The organism is Ruegeria sp. CL3, from assembly GCF_056536505.1.
In genome coordinates, this window is record NZ_JBQFPT010000005.1 from 251,220 (window position 1) to 267,006 (window position 15,787).

Here is a 15,787-nt window from a genome sequence, read left to right on the forward strand (position 1 = left end):
AACGGTATGTCCGAGACACCATCACCAGCCCCCACCACGCGTCAGACCAACCCCGTGCATTTCGACATTCTGGTCGCGCCGGGCTTTGTGCTGCTGGAACTCGCGTCGCTGGTAGATGTTCTAAGGATTTCCAATCGGGTGTCTGCAACGCCGCCGTTCACCTATACCTACCGATCTCTGCGCGGCGGTCCGATCGCCAGCAGCAGCGACGCAACGGTTCAGACCGAAACCATCCCGAACCAACCCGATGCCACCTATCTGTTTGTGATCGGCAATTCGAACCCGGATCACCCTGACCTGTCTTTGGGCCGGGTGGTGTCGAATTATACCTATCGCGGTGCACAGGTGTTTTTGCTGGCCGAAGCGGCAAGCCGGTATATCGACGAGCAGGGTACAGCCGATCTGGCAACCCATTGGGAAAACGCCTCATTCCTGCGTGAGCGCGGTGCACGGTTCGAGGCGAAACTGTCCATCGCAACCGAGCGCGGCGCAGTTGTCACCTGTGCAGGTATGGGGGCCACCACCGATATCGCGCTGGTCGTGATCGGGCGGCATATCTCGGGGCCCACGCAATTGACCGTGGCGGACGTCATGCTGCATGAAAACATCCGCGATTTTTCGTCGATGCAGCCGTTCTCGGGCGCGAAAAACACAGCGACTGGAGACAAGAAACTGGATCATTGCATCAAGCTGATGCAAGCCAACATCGAAGACCCTTTGCCGATCCAGGATCTCGTGGACAGCCTGAATATCTCGAACCGATCGCTTGAGCGGAAGTTCAAGGCGTTCTTCGGCACCACTCCCAACGGGTTCTATCGCGAAATGCGGTTGGCCAAGGCCAACAACCTTTTGCTGAACACCACCATGAGCGTGCGTGAAATAGGCTTGGCCTGCGGTTTCCCGAACGGGTTCTCATCGGTTTACCGGAGTTTTTTCGGGGTGACGCCATTTGTGATGCGCCAACAAAAGAGACAAGCCGCGCAGAGATGATTTTTGCGGATGCGATGACGTTTTTGATGGATTCCGCGCCGATTTTTCATGCCATTCAGGGACAAACCTGAACGAACGGAGTCTTCACTATGGTTGATCTTCCCAGCAAGGCCCGCGTGGTCATCATCGGCGGCGGCGTGATCGGATGCTCGGTTGCCTATCACCTGACCAAAAAGGGCTGGAAAGATGTTGTACTGCTTGAGCGTAAGCAGCTGACCAGCGGCACCACCTGGCATGCAGCCGGTCTGATCGCGCAGCTGCGCGCGACGGCGAACATGACCAAGCTGGCGAAGTACAGTCAGGAGCTCTACGGCTCGCTCGAGGAAGAAACCGGTGTTGCGACAGGTTTCAAACGCTGCGGTTCGATCACTGTCGCGCTGACCGAAGAGCGTAAGGAAGAGATCTACCGCCAGGCCGCTATGGCCCGCGCCTTTGGCGTCGAGGTCGAAGAGATCTCGAACGAGCGCGTGGCCGAGCTGTATCCACATCTCAATATCGAAGACGTCAAAGGGGCTGTGTATCTGCCGCTGGACGGGCAGGGTGACCCGGCGAATATCGCGCTGGCTCTGGCCAAAGGTGCGCGCCAGCGCGGTGGCATCGTGAAAGAGCGTGTGAAGGTCACCGATGTCGTCAGGCAAGGGCGCAAGGTCACCGGCGTTGACTGGGTTGCCGACGATGGAAGCGCCTCCGGCCACATCGAATGCGATATGGTGGTGAATTGCGCTGGGATGTGGGGCCACGAAGTGGGTCGCATGGCGGGCGTGAACGTTCCGCTGCATGCCTGCGAGCATTTCTACATCGTGACCGAGGGCATTGATGGCCTGACACAGCTGCCGGTTCTGCGCGTTCCGGATGAATGCGCTTACTACAAGGAAGACGCTGGCAAAATCCTGCTGGGTGCATTTGAACCCAACGCCAAGCCTTGGGGCATGAATGGTATCCCTGACAGCTTTGAGTTTGATCAACTGCCCGAGGATTTCGACCATTTTGAACCAATCCTCGAAGCCGCGGTGAACCGCATGCCGATGCTGGCCGAAGCCGGTATCCACACCTTCTTCAATGGACCTGAATCTTTCACTCCCGATGATGCCTATCACTTGGGTCTTGCGCCCGAGATGGACAATGTCTGGGTTGCGGCAGGCTTCAACTCGATCGGTATCCAGTCGGCCGGTGGCGCGGGCATGGCGCTGGCCGAATGGATGGACAGCGGCGAGAAGCCGTTTGATCTGGGCGATGTCGACATCAGCCGTATGCAGCCGTTCCAAGGCAACAAGCAGTACCTGTTCGAGCGCTCGAAAGAGACGTTGGGCCTGCTCTACGCCGATCACTTCCCATATCGTCAGAAAGCCACCGCGCGCGGGGTGCGGCGAACTCCGTTCCACCATCACCTGTTGGATCAAGGCGCGGTCATGGGGGAATTGGCCGGTTGGGAGCGGGCCAACTGGTTTGCGAAAGCTGGGCAAGAACGCGAATACCAATATAGCTGGAAGCGTCAAAACTGGTTCGAAAACTCTGCCGCAGAACACCGCGCTGTGCGCGAGAATGTCGGCATGTATGACATGTCCTCCTTCGGGAAAATCCGCGTCGAAGGTCCGGATGCCGAGGCATTCATGAACTATATCGGCGGAGGCGACTACTCGGTGCCGAATGGCAAGATTGTCTACACCCAGTTCCTGAACCGCACCGGCGGGATCGAGGCCGACGTAACCGTGACCCGCCTGACCGAGACCGCCTATCTGGTCGTCACACCAGCCGCGACCCGTCTGTCGGATCAAACATGGATGCAGCGCAACGCGGGCAACTTCAACGTCGTCATCACAGATGTGACCGCCGGCGAAGGCGTTTTGGCCGTCATGGGACCGAACGCGCGCGCTTTGCTCGAGAAAGTCTCGCCCAACGATTTCTCAAACGCGGCCAACCCATTTGGTACGGCACAAGAGATCGAGCTTGGCATGGGCCTCGCCCGCGCGCATCGCGTCACCTATGTGGGAGAGCTGGGATGGGAGATCTATGTCTCTTCTGACATGGCAGGACATGCCTTCGAGACGCTGCACGCGGCTGGGCAGGATATGGGTCTAAAGCTGTGCGGTATGCACATGATGGACAGCTGCCGAATCGAAAAGGGCTTCCGCCATTTTGGGCATGACATCACCTGTGAAGACCACGTGGTTGATGCCGGGCTTGGTTTTGCCGTGAAGGTCGACAAGGGCTGTGACTTCATTGGCCGCGAAGCCGTGATTGCGCGCAAAGAGACTGGTCCCAAAAACCGTCTCGTGCAGTTCAAACTGACCGAGGCCGAGCCGCTGTTGTTCCACAACGAACCAATTGTGCGCAATGGAGAGTATGTCGGCTACCTGAGTTCCGGCAACTACGGACACACGCTGGGTGGTGCTATCGGTCTGGGCTACGTGCCGTGCGAAGGCGAAAAAGCTGCGGATTTTCTGGCATCGAGCTATGAGATCGACGTTTGTGGTGTCAAAGTGAAGGCCGAGGCGTCTTTGAAGCCGATGTATGATCCCAAGTCGGAGCGCGTGAAGGTTTGACCCGCAGAGCTGGGGGCTCTGCCCCCGCCGCGGCAAGCCGCGACTCCCCCGGGATATTTAGGGCCAGATGAAGCAGGGAATCCGGTCTTCAACTGGCTAAAAAAATATCCCGGAGCGCGAGGCAGAGCCTCGCTCAAAAGCACGGTTTCGAAGTCGACCCATCACAATTCGTTATGCGCGACTTCACTGTTTTCAGAGTTTTCAACCCTTCCGAAACTGCCGTAAATGGGTCCGATACTTGTCGGAGATTTACCGTGGCGACTGCCTCCTCACCTTCACAAAATGCGGACACCCCAAAAGGCTTTGTGCTGGCAGTTTCTGCTTATGTCATGTGGGGTTTCCTGCCTCTCTATATGAAAGCGCTGAGCCATATTGGCCCGGTTGAGGTTGTGGCGCATCGGGTCATCTGGTCGGTTCCGGTCGCAGGGCTTCTTCTGGTCATTCTGGGGCGGACGCGCGACCTTAGGGCGGCGTTGGGCAATCCCAAGATGTTGGGCATGGCGGCTTTGACGGCGGCGCTGATCTCGGTGAACTGGGCGATTTATGTCTGGGCGATCTCAACCGGCCATGCGTTGGATGCGGCGCTAGGGTATTACATCAACCCATTGTTCAGTATCGCCTTGGGCGCTGTGCTGCTGCGAGAACCTCTGACGCGCATACAACTGGTGGCTGTCGGTCTGGCAGCTTTGGGCGTTTTGGTTCTGGTGGTCGAGGCTGGGCGTCTTCCTTGGGCGGCGCTGGGTTTGATGGTGAGTTGGGGATTCTACGCGTTCTTCAAAAGGTCTCTGCCGATTGGCCCCAATCAGGGGTTTCTGCTTGAGGTTCTGATCCTTTTGATCCCGGCGATCGCCTATGTGACCTGGCTGGCGTTTCAAGGGACTGGGCATTTCGGGGTGTTGGCATCGGATACGTTCCTATTGTCCTGCGCTGGTGTCGTGACGGCGGTGCCTTTGCTGGTCTATGCCAACGGGGCCAAACTCGTCAGGCTGTCAACGATGGGCATCCTGCAATACATCGCGCCCACCATGATCTTCATCACCGCAGTCGCCGTGTTCGGAGAACAGATTGACCGGGGCCGTATGATTGCCTTTCCTCTGATCTGGGCGGCGCTTGTGGTGTATTCGATCCCGATGATCCGACAGGCGAGGGCTCAGGCCTGAAGCAGAAGACGCGCGGCGCTTTCGGCCCAAATCGCGTAGGTTTTGGGGCTGGGGTGGTATCCATCCGGCGCGGCCAGAGCGGGATCATTCGGTAAATCCAGTGACAAGTGTCGGAGTTGCGGATGGGCAGCAACGACCTGTTGCAGACCACGATCCAGGCGCTCGGATTGTCGACCCAATACCCATGCCAAAGGATGGGGCAGGGACGGAAAGCGGTTCATCTGCGGTACAGCCGTTACCACAACGCGTCGCGCACCGAAGCGTTGGGTCAGCGTCCTGGCCAACTGGTTTTGCCGTTCAACGAAGCGTTTATAGGTCACGCCTCGGGTCACGTCGTTCACGCCGAGCGCGGTGACGACCGCATCGTATGTGCCTTCAATCGTTTGCAACCTCTCAAGCGTATCTCGTGTCGTGTGTCCGGTTGTTGCCTCCAACCGCCATTCGACCGAGTGATGCCGCGCCAAGTGTTTGACCAAATGGCCTGACAGCGCCTGTTCTTGCGTGCCCGCGCCTACGCCGGCGGCAGAACTGTCGCCCGCAATCAACAGGCGTAGGCGAGGCCCACGGCCCGTTCGCCCTTCGCGCGGACCAATCGGTTCCGGCAGCAGCTGGGCCTTGCGGCGTACAGCCAAGCCCTGCGCCGCCAGAACTGGCAGCAGGGGCACACGCAGAATCTGATCGGCGGCAAGCGGATTTGACATGATCAGCTTAGGGCGGATTTGAATTCCAGAAACCGGGGGTCGGTCATCACACGGGCCATCATCGCTTCACGCAGGGCACCAATGGTCTTGTGAGGGCGCATCACAACCTCGAACTGCTGGATCAAACCCTCGTCGTTTAGCGTGATCAGGTCCACGCCGACCGCATCCAGATCTCCGACCTTGCATTGAAACTCCAGCGCCCAGTCATTGCCGCTGCCCATGATCCGTCGATAGCGGAAGTCGGAAAATACCTTGCCCACATGGCTCAATACGGCCGCAACCGGCGCGCGGCCGGTCCATGTGCTGTAGTAGGTGGGCGGCATGAAGCGGACGTCCTCGGCCAAAAGCTCGTGAATGAGGGCTTCGTCCCCTTTGGCGACAACCTCTTGCATACGTTCGATTGTTGGATGCATGACCTCTCCCCTTTTTGCCTCAACGGTTCACGATACGCGCGCCGCACGCAAGGACGACGTTGCGGGAAGTGGCGCTGTGGGATAGGCACGCGGGAATGAGCGAGACTTACGATCCCCCCCAGACACCGCTGGATGTGCTGCATGAAGATGCGCAACTGATTGTGGTGAACAAGCCCTCGGGCTTGTTGTCGGTGCCGGGGCGTGGAGCGCATTTGGCGGATTGCCTAATGACCCGCGTGCAGGCGGTGTTTCCGCAGGCCCTGTTGGTGCATCGGTTGGACAGGGATACCTCGGGCGTGATGGTCTTTGCGCAGACGCCCCACGCGCAACGCAATCTGAGCATGCAGTTCGAGCAGCGCCAAACCCGTAAAATCTACATAGCCCGCGTTTGGGGGCGGCTGGAGGCCAAGACGGGCACGGTTGATCTGCCGCTCATCGTCGACTGGCCGAACCGACCGCGCCAGATGGTGTGCCATAACACGGGCAAACAGGCCGTCACCGATTGGCGTGTTGTCAAATACGAAGGTGATACGACGCGCGTTCGTCTGTTTCCGAAAACCGGCCGCTCGCATCAGTTGCGTGTTCACATGCTGGCCTTGGGCCACCCGATTCTGGGTGACCCGTTTTACGCCGAAGGCGCAGCGCGCGATTTCCCACGCCTCATGCTGCATTCCGAGGAATTGCGCCTGAAAAGCCCCGAGGGCGGCGTGGCGATGAAGTTTCGTGCCAAGGCGGACTTCTAGCCTCAGGCCACGTTGGTCCACAACAGTTTCAGGTTCCCGAGGGAAAACCTACGCGATCTTTTGCGGCGCGCGGGTTGTGCGCGGTGTCGATCTGCGGCTAGTTCACGCTCGATCTCATAGGCGCGAAGGGTGTGATCCTGCGACCAACGTTCAAGTTTCAGGTGCATCAGAACATGGTTGTCTAGACTGGGCATATTGGGCCTCCGGGTTTTTGAAATCTGACCCAATCTCGCGCACCACTCCTGACACCCCCTTGTCAGTGCGATTACCCTAGCTGTCAGTAGCAAACCTACACCCCAGTAAACCCTTGTTATCCTTAGCTATCCTTGTGTCAGGATTAGGGGATTTACTCTACGCCCCAGTAAATCCCAATTGTCCCTCAATGAGTTTTTAGCCAAAAAATGGACCATTGAGATGCAAGCGAACGCACTATCAACACCTGAAGCCCGACTGAACCTTAAGCCGCGGTCAGCCCGATACGCCCTCAAGATCGCACCCAGCAAATCGCTGACATACAGACGTAGAACAGCCACCTCTGCTGGACGCTGGGAGGTTCGAACCAAAGCACCCGATGGCTATTCCTTCGCTTCGATTGGTGTTGCTGATGATTTTGGTGAGGGTCTGACATTTGCCGACGCACTCAAGAAAGCATCCGAATTTGATCTTGAGGAAGCCACAACAGATATCACAGTCTACGCGGCGTTGGGACGGTGGAGCGAAGCCAAGCTGCTGACCACCACATCGCAAAAGGTTAAGCGTGATCTTGAACAAACGCCCAACCGTCTGGGACAGCATTTCAAAGGCCGCAAATTGTCCACGGTGCGTGCCTTGGACTTCTCACGTTGGCAAAAGTCGTTCTTGGCGGCCAAACCGGACACACCATCGCGGCGGGGAACGTGGAACAGGGATTGTGCAATCGTCAAAGCTGCACTGACCAAATCTGCCAATGAGGTTGGCTATGTTGGGGCTCGACATTGGGACCACGTTAAGAAGCTCAAGACGGGCAAAGTGGTTGCACCCAGAGCTATCTGCCTGACGGATGACGAGCTGAGACGGCTTTACGCAGCAGCACGTCCTGACCTGAGCTTGCTTATGCAAGCGGCCTCAATGACAGCTTGTCGATTGGGCGAATTGCGTGACGCCAAGGTAGGTGATCTGAAAGACGACATTCTGGTTGTGTCAGGAAAGACTGGCGAACGCTCTGTCCCGCTTAAACCTGAGACTGCAGACTTCCTACACCGCATTGCCAATGGCCGAAGTCAGGACGCCAATTTGTTCATACGTCAAAATGGAACACCGTGGATTGAGCACTCACACATCAAACCAATGTGGGCGGCGGTCAAAGCGTCTGGGCTGCCCAAGGGAGTAGCGTTCTACACGCTGAGACATACAGCATTGACCAAAATGTTGGAGCGAGGCGTTTCACCAGCTATTGTTGCCAAATACGCCGGCACATCAATCAGGATGTTAGATGCGGCCTATTCGCACATAGCAGCCAACGACATCAGAGCGTTCCTATGACCCGTCGAAACATAAAGCCAATGATGGAACTGCTTAGCCAAGCTGAAATCTGTTTTGATTTTGTTGAGGTCAATGGCCTGACTGACACTGCTGGCAGTGCCCTTGAGTTGGTCCAAGATATACCAGTAGACGATTGGCGAATTGATCGTCTCAAGACCATTCTTGAACAGAAGCGTGTGCCAGATGACAGCATTTGGCTTGGTGCAACTCAAGCAGTTTACGATTGGGCGGATATTTCTGGTTGGGATACCCGAAACCGAGAACGATCCGGGATTTCCTTGTCTTATAGACAGCAAGCCTTAAACCTCAAGAAGCAAGGCAAATCTACTGCCGAAATCCAAGCTGCCTTGGCTGCAAAGGGAATAATAAAGTCGCGTCGGCAAATCCAAAGATATACGTCGGCTAAAAAAACTGAAAAACCTTTGCGACATCCTCTGACTGTCGCATTTGTCCGTTTGCTACCTGATGGGCATGAGCAAGCTACCACGCATCAAACGGACGCAAGTTGTCGAACTGCCAGAGGAGCCCGAGGTCGTTGAACGATTGGCCTACGGGTTTGACGAAATCGCAGCTTCAATCGGTGTTCCTCGGACAACTTTGGAAGCCCTGAAAAAGCAGGGGTGTTTCCCCCGGCACATTGTGCTGGGTCGTCGCATCATTGCGCGTCCTGAGTGGGTAGTCGCTTGGCTCGAAGATACCTTAACTAGTCAGGAGAATGAGTAATGTCTAAAGAATATCCAATTGCACCGCCGACGGAACCTAAGCGTCCAAAGTTCAAATATCTGAGCAAGAAAGAAAAACGCACGCTCGACGATCTGATCCGTGCAGCAGAATACAGTTGCTGGTGTGGTGAAATGCCATCGTATGGGGCAGCGTTTTTCATCACCTATTTCCTAGGTGTAAATCTCGAAGAAGAAGAGGAAATTTGCAACTACATCGAGGCACGTATTGATTTCTACGCAGACGAAGCATCGTGGCAACGCGACGAGCAAGAATGGCGTCGAGCACAAAACGCAAAGGCAGCGTGATGGCAAATCCAGCAGAGATGTTCTCGAAGGCATACAAAATCGCCGAACTTGTAGTGACTGATTACCCCGACGCGTGCGAACGAACTTTGGTGTATAGCATTGCCGCCGCCATTGGGGTGACAGTTTCAGAGGAAACCGACCCAGCGTTTGTTGAGGGAGTATCGTTTCATTTAAATCGAGCACGCCAAGAAAGTCTGGAAGAACGTGAGGGGGAAGCGTGATGAAACTGACCGGAAAATATGAACTCGGAGAAATGGACCTTCTTTGCGATCAAATCGGGGAAGCAGGTTGGTTTCTAGGTTACCGAAATGAAGACCGAGACGTGTACGAATTGGCACATCGTGCTTTGTGGTTAGCAGGGTTTTACAATGCTCACAAAAAGGACGTGAAAAAGGTAGCAAAGAAAATCATCAAAGTGGCGACTGCGAATGAACGCTTTAGCAAAGCACGTGCTGCTTACAAACGCGAACTAAAAGGTCACAAACCCGAAAGTGTGGTCAATTGGTAAAACTCTGACACGTAGAAAACTTAAATAAATCAAAAGTATACCCTAAAGTAGAGGGTATTACGAGTGGTCGTGCTGAGATACGATGCTTGGACCAATCCCATCATAGATTTGCGTATCTAGGGATTGGTCCATTTTCGATGCTGCTTGTATACTAAGCAATTCCTCACAGGCAGTAACACCCCTTATTTCGTTCGGAATTAACTTTCTGAGCGGGCAGACGGAGTTGTGACTGATGACCAATCCAGTTGAACCTCAGGGAGATGTATGGGAGCGGGCAAAACGGGAAACCAATTGGTTCGTCTATCGCATCGACCCGCCAAAACCAGACGGCAAACGACCTAAAATCCCGTGCAATCCTGAGACTGGTCGAAACCGCAAAACCACCACTGCTGCCAGACTGACCTTTGACGAGGCAGCAAACGCCTGCACACGTCTTCTCGAACGATTTGGGGAGACTGATGATTTCTGCATTGGTTATCTGCCTCGACCGGGATCAGCATTGATCATCCTAGACTGGGACGGTTGTGTAAGTGAGGACGGAACACTTGCCCATTGGGTCAAACCTATCGTGTCAGAGAGTTATACCGAACTCAGTGTCAGTGGCACAGGTTTGCACACACTCACCGAACGACAACCTGACGATCCAACGTATATACGTGAACGCAACGGAGCAGGAATTTATTCGAGTGATGGTCGCGGCATTGCCCTCACTTTCGACAAAATAAAAGGGTCACCAGTCACGGTTAACGGTGCCAAAAACGCTCGCATAACGGCGTTTGACCGGATTGGACGGGATGAAGACTGGCAGGAAGGGTCAGAGGGCGTTTCTGACTGGTCTCACGCAGTGGTTGACGATGTTCGGACTGCTTTGGAACGGATTGATCCGAGTTCAGATCGTGAGCAATGGTTGCGTGTCGTCTTTGCCCTGCACAACTGGTTTGACGGCGGTCAAGACGGATACGAATTGGCAGAGGAATGGTCACGGGGTGACTTCCATTTCGAAACCCCACACAACTACGAACCCGATGCAGTTGCCGACGTTTGGAAGGGTGCGAAGGGTGAAGGTGTCGGGGTTGGCACGATTTTCTTTTTGGCAGGTTGGGGGCCAGAAAACGAAGTCACGGCAGACGAGTTAGACACTGCGTTTGAAGGTATGCAGTCAGAAGAGACTGACGAAGACACAGGCGTTCACCAACGCCGGGACGCCACGCCTGAGGAATTGGCAGAGGTCAAAACCTCTACGAAGGCAGCAATGAAAGTCTTTAGTGGGTTCAATCACACCATCGGGGAAATCTTAGGTGACCCAGACCGTGACTATGCGACCGAGTTGCTGAACAAGGCAGCAGTTGTCAAGGCGTGCCGTTTGGTGGCGTGGAACGCAGTCCACAACAAGTTCACTTGCTTTGCACGCAATTCCGATCCCGGTTGGGTTATCGAAGAGAAACGTGCCCACGCCCAAATCCCAGAACGCCTTCGAAGAAGTGGCGTTCACCTTTTTAAAGAGGGAGCACGGGAACGCCTGATGGGTTTGGTGGATGAAGCAATCACTAGAATGGGCAACGGAATAACTGCTGCCGTTGCGGACAGAATGCACAATATCGCGTCTCAGGCGGCAGTTGCCGGCATTCTGGACTACGCAGCAGCAAACCGGCGTTTCATCAATTTGACGCAACGTGAGACGCTGAGACCGCAAACTGCGATAGGTCTCGACGTATATTTTGACCCGAGGAAATCCGTTATGACAGTGAGGACGAAACTCAAATTCCCTGACATCAACAAATATGCGAAATGGGCAAATGACGCAGTTTGGGACGACTATCGAGAGCATTTCCCAGAGTTGGAAGATTTGCTCAGGTTCATCGTTGCTATACGTGTCAACGAGAATGGCAAACGGGGATTTGTGTTCCTTCAGGCAAGTTCGGATTTTGGCAAGTCTGAACTGATCAAAATCATAAAGACTTTGGGGATTTGTACTGAGATTGACCAAGCAGAAATGGACCGATTGACCAAGGGGCAACCTTCCGGACTGTCACCAAGTGACTTTGTGACTTCGTGGGTGTTGGCGTTGGACGAGTTTAGGTCAATGAACGATCAGGCAAAGCAGTGGAGTGACGACATTAGTGTGAACGTCAAATACGGATCCAACAACAATGCCCCAGTGTATACGAAGTTGTTCACCTCTGCCGATCCCATTGCGTCGTTCGATGATCCGTCGGAACAGTTGCTCAATCGGTTCAGTTACATCAATCGAACATCGTCAGGCAGCATCAAACATCGTCCGGTTTTCCAAAAGGTGGGTGAGGAAGCATATCGTCTTGCCCTATTCTATCACATTGGACGTTTGCTCAATGCTGAGATGCAGCAATACGTCAGTATGCCTGAAAATGTGGCGTCTAAGAAATCTTACGAGGTAATCGAAACATTCCGTGCAGAATATCCACTCACTGGCGTCGAAGATGCGATTGAAAACCGTATTGATGAATTGGCGTATGATTGGACGCATTGGATGGGCAGACGCAACGACGATGTGTTGAGCAACGACCGATTGGATAAGTTCGTTCGGGAACACACGCATACCCTATTCGACAAGGACGGCAATCCAATGGAAGTGGACGGTTCGATTGTGGTGGGTGTGAGTTACCCACGTGAATTGTTCAAACGGTTTCTACACAGTGTCGAACCAAGCAAAGCAGGCAGATTGGTCTTGCATTACGATGCAGTAGCAAAACACTTGAACGCATCCACTCACGTTCGTCCTTGGTGCAGGAAAGACAGTCCGAACGCACCTTACAAACAAGAACGTATGTTGCTCATTAAGGCAGAAGAGTATCCAGAGTTTGCCCGAATGGTAGGGGTGAACACGTCAGACGACATCATAGTCTAACCAATCTCAGAGCATCTAAGGCAACCTCAAGGTGTCTTAAGGCAGTCAGGTTGCCTTAAGCAAACCTATGTTATCATTACATAAAAACTTAGAAAGGCAGACAAGGCAGGTAGAAGTGGAAAAGTTTCTATTACTTTTTTTGGTTTTCCAAATTCTTTTTCGGGAAGTTATAGAAGGAAGGTTGCCTTAGTTGCCTTATTGCTTTTTTTCTCAATCCTCGCAAGGGTTTACCTAAGGCAGGTCAGTTGCCTTTGGGTTGCCCTAAGGCAGGTAGGTTGCCTTAGAAATCGCCACCACTTCGAGAACATCTGAGAACATAACCAATGTGATCACACTTTCATTGTTAGGGAGCAGGGATCGGCGGACGTCTCTCAGTATGGGGGAGGGAAACCTAAAAGGGATGCACAAACCCGTAACGTCGGCGGGGGAAACTATCTTGAAAAAGTCTGCAAGGGCTTTTGTGGTCATAAAGCAATATTGGAATAGCGAGCACTCATCCGATAGTGTGCCGTTCTGCAAAGTATCTTTAACATTTGCCCAAAGCTAAACACAGAGATGAAGAGGCAACGTACGTTCGGAAAAACAGCATTGACGCTTTTGATTTGCAGTCTAATTCGCTGGTTACCCTTGCAAAAAAGACTGCTTTCGTGATCTAAAATTTTACCTTTGCGGTCGCTCGCGGTCTCGGAGCAAGGTACCCACGTTGCTGGATCGTCGGTAGTGAGTGACGTCGACCCAGCTTAGTCTGCACGGCTTTAAACGCTGTCTGAGTGGGGCCTCGCTTGTGCTTAGCTTTCCCCAACGCAGCCTCGCGAGGTTTCAGGCACCGCTTTAGCGGGTTCCTGATTAAACCTAGCACCAGTCATCCGAACAATAATGTCTGATGTCCGTTGCGGGCTTAACGTAAATCAACGGATCCTGACCTTAGAGAAACAAAGCGGACCGCCGATGATGTTGCGAGACTACCTACTCCACGTCGAAATAGGTCGGCAAACCGAGGCATATGGATTTGGCACATACGGTGGATTCAAGGGTAGCGCAGCAAGCTCGCCGAAGCGAAGAAAAGATACGATGATTTGATGCAAAAACTCGAAGCAATTGTTAGGGCCTTCGATGGATGTCACTCAATCGATGGCATCGATGTTGCGAACACGATCCGTAAGCGACAATTCCCCGAATCCATGAATTCAGGCTTTCAGAAAATTACCTAACTGGTGGGAAAAGCTTGACCCGCGAAAGGTCGACCATATCCCCTTGAAAAGTGTGCGACACGGATCGGTGGTTTGAACTTTTCTATGTTGCCGATCTACCTCATATCGCATTCAAATATTCTACTAAATCTTGATCTTCGAGGCGGCGCGAGGCGAAAAACATTGGGCTATGGCTTAGATTCTAAGAGGTTCGAAATGCGCACTAAAATAGTTGTTTTGTCTGCCGCTTTGATCATCCCCAACGTTGTTTCAGCACAAATGCAACTTGAAGATATGTATTTTGGTGCTTTTGGCGGTGCAGTTTTTGGCGTTGATGCGAAAGGGGAAAACGACAGCGTATTCCCAAGTTCAACCGCCGCCCTGGATTTTGACCCAAACGGAAATTACATCGCTGGCTTAGTGCTGGGTGCTCGTGTAGCGCCTCAGGTCCGCGCTGAATTTGAACTATCGTATTCGAGTTCAGATGTCGACGGCACGAGTTTTGAAACGTCTGGTGGAACCAGTTCATTCAATGCAAACGGCGATCTAGACGCTACCTCGTTTCTGATCAATGCCTGGTATGAATTTGAAACCAACAGCGCGTGGCGCCCCTATGTTGGTGGCGGGATCGGCTATACAAGTTTGGATGCACAAGTGGACGCTGCCGCAGGTATCAGCAGATTTGACGACTCGGATGGTGGATTTTCGTACCAGATCGGTTTTGGGGCCACAATTCCGGTAGGTAATTCCGGCGAAATCGACATTGGTTACCGCTACCGGGAGACACCAAATTTAAAGCTTGTTAGTGACTCAACTACCGATATCGCTTTTGACGAGATCGACTACAAAAGCCAGACGCTTCAGATCGGCTATAACTACAAGTTTTAGCATTGTGCTACTGAACATTGTCGATGCCAAGAAACTCCAACAGTCCATATTGCTGAGCACGGAGACAAGACCAGAGAACGAATAGTTGGTTTTGGATTGGATACTTGCACCGGCACTAGTCGAAAAAATGAGGAGGCCACGATGAAATATTTGTCTACACCAGCTGCACTATTACTGGGATCTCTAGCTGTTGCAGCATGTGACGAAACAGGAAGCTCGTCTGCAACGTCAGAAGTGACCCCGGCCCAGCAAGCATGTTTACGGGATGTGGCCAACACAACGAACAATTCGCAGGTCGTGGTGCTCTCATCTGCGTTTAGCGAGGCGGGAACACAAGTCACTGTCGGCGTTGGCGAGGATCGTGCACCATGGAATTGCATTGCTTACAGTGATGGCGCGACAGCTGGTATCGAGTTCCTAGGCGATGAAGGGGCATTGTGACCAGTTTGGTGCGTAGCTGAATACGGCTACGCAGAACTGGCTCGCATTTCGGAAAGTTCGACTTGGTTTGTAGAATAGCCACAATCGTATTCGCGATCTTTTACCTGCTGGCTTTGTTTCTGTTCTTGACGGGTACTTTTGGCTGGTCGGGACAAGAAAGAGACCCTTTGTCCGGCGTGTTCCTACTGCCGTTGGGATTGCCCTGGATACTCGTAGCGGAGTTGGTCTCAGAGTCGGCCAAACCGTGGTTCGCGGCGCTTGCACCGGTTCTCAACCTTTTGATGCTGGTTTTGATTTGCAGATTGGCAAGCGGTTCGCGGCAGTAGTGAAAGCTGAGCTCGTTCTCACCAACAGGGAGGAAAAAATGGGAAAAGTAATCTTGGGAGTTGTGATCGGACTCGTTCTCGGCGTGATTGGGGCGATGACCATGGGTGGCGGTGCCGCGGTGGGTGTTGGCGTAGCGACTGGCTTGTCCGCCGGTGTCTGCTCCACATTGAAAGGAGCACAGGCCGAGAACCTGATCACCGCTGAGCAAGCGGACCAGATCCTCAATCGCGTGAATTCCGAGATGGCGTCGCTGCAAGGAATTGAAACGACGGGCGAGATCGTGGGTAGCGCACAGGCATGCGATGAGTTTCTGTCAAAGTTAAGAGAAGCGAAGTGAAATCCCCTGATCCTAATTCAAAGAAGGGATTGATTTCTAAACGAAAGGAACTTGTTGAATGCACTTTGACTTGGCACATGCAGTCGTAACCGTACTACTACTAGTGGCAACAC

The 15,787-nt window shown here is 53.4% G+C and carries 16 protein-coding genes; 13 read left to right on the plus strand and 3 right to left on the minus strand.

All coding sequences use genetic code 11. The features are described 5' to 3' along the window. The first annotated feature begins 6 nt into the window (after window positions 1–6). From ACR0NO_RS09485 to rarD, 3 genes are all read left to right on the plus strand, one after another. Complete coding sequence (locus tag ACR0NO_RS09485) at window positions 7–990, plus strand: GlxA family transcriptional regulator (RefSeq protein WP_480723774.1); 984 nt, start codon at window positions 7–9, stop codon at window positions 988–990. Window positions 991–1,079: 89 nt separating this feature from the next. Continuing rightward, window positions 1,080–3,533, plus strand: a complete 2,454-nt coding sequence (locus tag ACR0NO_RS09490; protein WP_480723775.1) for a GcvT family protein — start codon at window positions 1,080–1,082, stop codon at window positions 3,531–3,533. A gap of 254 nt (window positions 3,534–3,787) precedes the next feature. Next, window positions 3,788–4,693 (plus strand): EamA family transporter RarD, encoded by a 906-nt coding sequence (gene rarD, locus ACR0NO_RS09495; RefSeq protein ID WP_480723776.1) that lies wholly within the window; start codon window positions 3,788–3,790, stop codon window positions 4,691–4,693. On the opposite strand, the gene ACR0NO_RS09500 is transcribed toward rarD, so the two are convergent. Further along, the gene (locus tag ACR0NO_RS09500; RefSeq protein WP_480723777.1) at window positions 4,684–5,394 is read right to left on the minus strand and encodes an SGNH/GDSL hydrolase family protein; all 711 of its coding nucleotides are present in this window, start codon (window positions 5,392–5,394) and stop codon (window positions 4,684–4,686) included. The genes rarD and ACR0NO_RS09500 overlap by 10 nt on opposite strands. 2 nt (window positions 5,395–5,396) lie before the next feature. Continuing rightward, window positions 5,397–5,807 carry a nuclear transport factor 2 family protein gene (locus tag ACR0NO_RS09505; protein WP_480723778.1) on the minus strand — a complete coding sequence of 137 codons (411 nt, stop codon included), beginning with the start codon at window positions 5,805–5,807 and terminating at the stop codon, window positions 5,397–5,399. 95 nt (window positions 5,808–5,902) lie between these two features. Here ACR0NO_RS09505 and ACR0NO_RS09510 point away from each other — a divergent pair, with 95 nt between their 5' ends. After that, window positions 5,903–6,550 (plus strand): RluA family pseudouridine synthase, encoded by a 648-nt coding sequence (locus tag ACR0NO_RS09510; protein WP_480723779.1) that lies wholly within the window; start codon window positions 5,903–5,905, stop codon window positions 6,548–6,550. Window positions 6,551–6,552: 2 nt separating this feature from the next. Here ACR0NO_RS09510 and ACR0NO_RS09515 read toward each other — a convergent pair whose 3' ends face one another. Further along, complete coding sequence (locus ACR0NO_RS09515; protein ID WP_170471344.1) at window positions 6,553–6,744, minus strand: hypothetical protein; 192 nt, start codon at window positions 6,742–6,744, stop codon at window positions 6,553–6,555. Between the two features lie 178 nt (window positions 6,745–6,922). Between ACR0NO_RS09515 and ACR0NO_RS09520 the strand changes: the two genes are divergently transcribed. The 9 genes from ACR0NO_RS09520 (at window position 6,923) to ACR0NO_RS09560 (ending at window position 15,674) form a co-directional block, all read left to right on the plus strand. Further along, window positions 6,923–8,071 carry a tyrosine-type recombinase/integrase gene (locus tag ACR0NO_RS09520; protein ID WP_480723780.1) on the plus strand — a complete coding sequence of 383 codons (1,149 nt, stop codon included), beginning with the start codon at window positions 6,923–6,925 and terminating at the stop codon, window positions 8,069–8,071. After that, on the plus strand, window positions 8,068–8,610 hold the full coding sequence (locus tag ACR0NO_RS09525) for a hypothetical protein (RefSeq protein WP_480723781.1): 543 nt from the start codon (window positions 8,068–8,070) through the stop codon (window positions 8,608–8,610). Before ACR0NO_RS09520 ends, ACR0NO_RS09525 begins: the two co-directional genes overlap by 4 nt. 183 nt (window positions 8,611–8,793) lie before the next feature. Continuing rightward, window positions 8,794–9,099, plus strand: coding sequence for a hypothetical protein (locus ACR0NO_RS09530; protein ID WP_480723782.1), 306 nt, complete (start codon window positions 8,794–8,796; stop codon window positions 9,097–9,099). After that, a complete protein-coding gene (locus ACR0NO_RS09535; RefSeq protein ID WP_480723783.1) occupies window positions 9,099–9,320 on the plus strand; it encodes a hypothetical protein in 222 nt (73 codons plus the stop codon). Before ACR0NO_RS09530 ends, ACR0NO_RS09535 begins: the two co-directional genes overlap by 1 nt. Continuing rightward, the gene (locus ACR0NO_RS09540; RefSeq protein ID WP_480723784.1) at window positions 9,320–9,607 is read left to right on the plus strand and encodes a hypothetical protein; all 288 of its coding nucleotides are present in this window, start codon (window positions 9,320–9,322) and stop codon (window positions 9,605–9,607) included. Before ACR0NO_RS09535 ends, ACR0NO_RS09540 begins: the two co-directional genes overlap by 1 nt. A gap of 232 nt (window positions 9,608–9,839) precedes the next feature. Further along, complete coding sequence (locus ACR0NO_RS09545) at window positions 9,840–12,491, plus strand: PriCT-2 domain-containing protein (protein WP_480723785.1); 2,652 nt, start codon at window positions 9,840–9,842, stop codon at window positions 12,489–12,491. A 1,406-nt stretch (window positions 12,492–13,897) separates the two neighbouring features. Then, window positions 13,898–14,569, plus strand: a complete 672-nt coding sequence (locus ACR0NO_RS09550) for an outer membrane protein (protein WP_480723786.1) — start codon at window positions 13,898–13,900, stop codon at window positions 14,567–14,569. A 141-nt stretch (window positions 14,570–14,710) separates the two neighbouring features. After that, window positions 14,711–15,010, plus strand: coding sequence for a hypothetical protein (locus ACR0NO_RS09555; protein WP_170380609.1), 300 nt, complete (start codon window positions 14,711–14,713; stop codon window positions 15,008–15,010). Window positions 15,011–15,254: 244 nt separating this feature from the next. Continuing rightward, window positions 15,255–15,674, plus strand: a complete 420-nt coding sequence (locus tag ACR0NO_RS09560) for a hypothetical protein (protein WP_480723787.1) — start codon at window positions 15,255–15,257, stop codon at window positions 15,672–15,674. Window positions 15,675–15,787 lie beyond the last annotated feature (113 nt).

Coding starts and splice junctions, on each gene's coding strand:
- ACR0NO_RS09485 (WP_480723774.1), top strand. CDS start 7: ATGTCCGAGACACCATCACCAGCCCCCACCACGCGTCAGACCAACCCC.
- ACR0NO_RS09490 (WP_480723775.1), top strand. CDS start 1,080: ATGGTTGATCTTCCCAGCAAGGCCCGCGTGGTCATCATCGGCGGCGGC.
- ACR0NO_RS09500 (WP_480723777.1), bottom strand. CDS start 5,394: ATGTCAAATCCGCTTGCCGCCGATCAGATTCTGCGTGTGCCCCTGCTG.
- ACR0NO_RS09505 (WP_480723778.1), bottom strand. CDS start 5,807: ATGCATCCAACAATCGAACGTATGCAAGAGGTTGTCGCCAAAGGGGAC.
- ACR0NO_RS09510 (WP_480723779.1), top strand. CDS start 5,903: ATGAGCGAGACTTACGATCCCCCCCAGACACCGCTGGATGTGCTGCAT.
- ACR0NO_RS09515 (WP_170471344.1), bottom strand. CDS start 6,744: ATGCCCAGTCTAGACAACCATGTTCTGATGCACCTGAAACTTGAACGT.
- ACR0NO_RS09525 (WP_480723781.1), top strand. CDS start 8,068: ATGACCCGTCGAAACATAAAGCCAATGATGGAACTGCTTAGCCAAGCT.
- ACR0NO_RS09530 (WP_480723782.1), top strand. CDS start 8,794: ATGTCTAAAGAATATCCAATTGCACCGCCGACGGAACCTAAGCGTCCA.
- ACR0NO_RS09535 (WP_480723783.1), top strand. CDS start 9,099: ATGGCAAATCCAGCAGAGATGTTCTCGAAGGCATACAAAATCGCCGAA.
- ACR0NO_RS09540 (WP_480723784.1), top strand. CDS start 9,320: ATGAAACTGACCGGAAAATATGAACTCGGAGAAATGGACCTTCTTTGC.
- ACR0NO_RS09545 (WP_480723785.1), top strand. CDS start 9,840: ATGACCAATCCAGTTGAACCTCAGGGAGATGTATGGGAGCGGGCAAAA.
- ACR0NO_RS09550 (WP_480723786.1), top strand. CDS start 13,898: ATGCGCACTAAAATAGTTGTTTTGTCTGCCGCTTTGATCATCCCCAAC.
- ACR0NO_RS09555 (WP_170380609.1), top strand. CDS start 14,711: ATGAAATATTTGTCTACACCAGCTGCACTATTACTGGGATCTCTAGCT.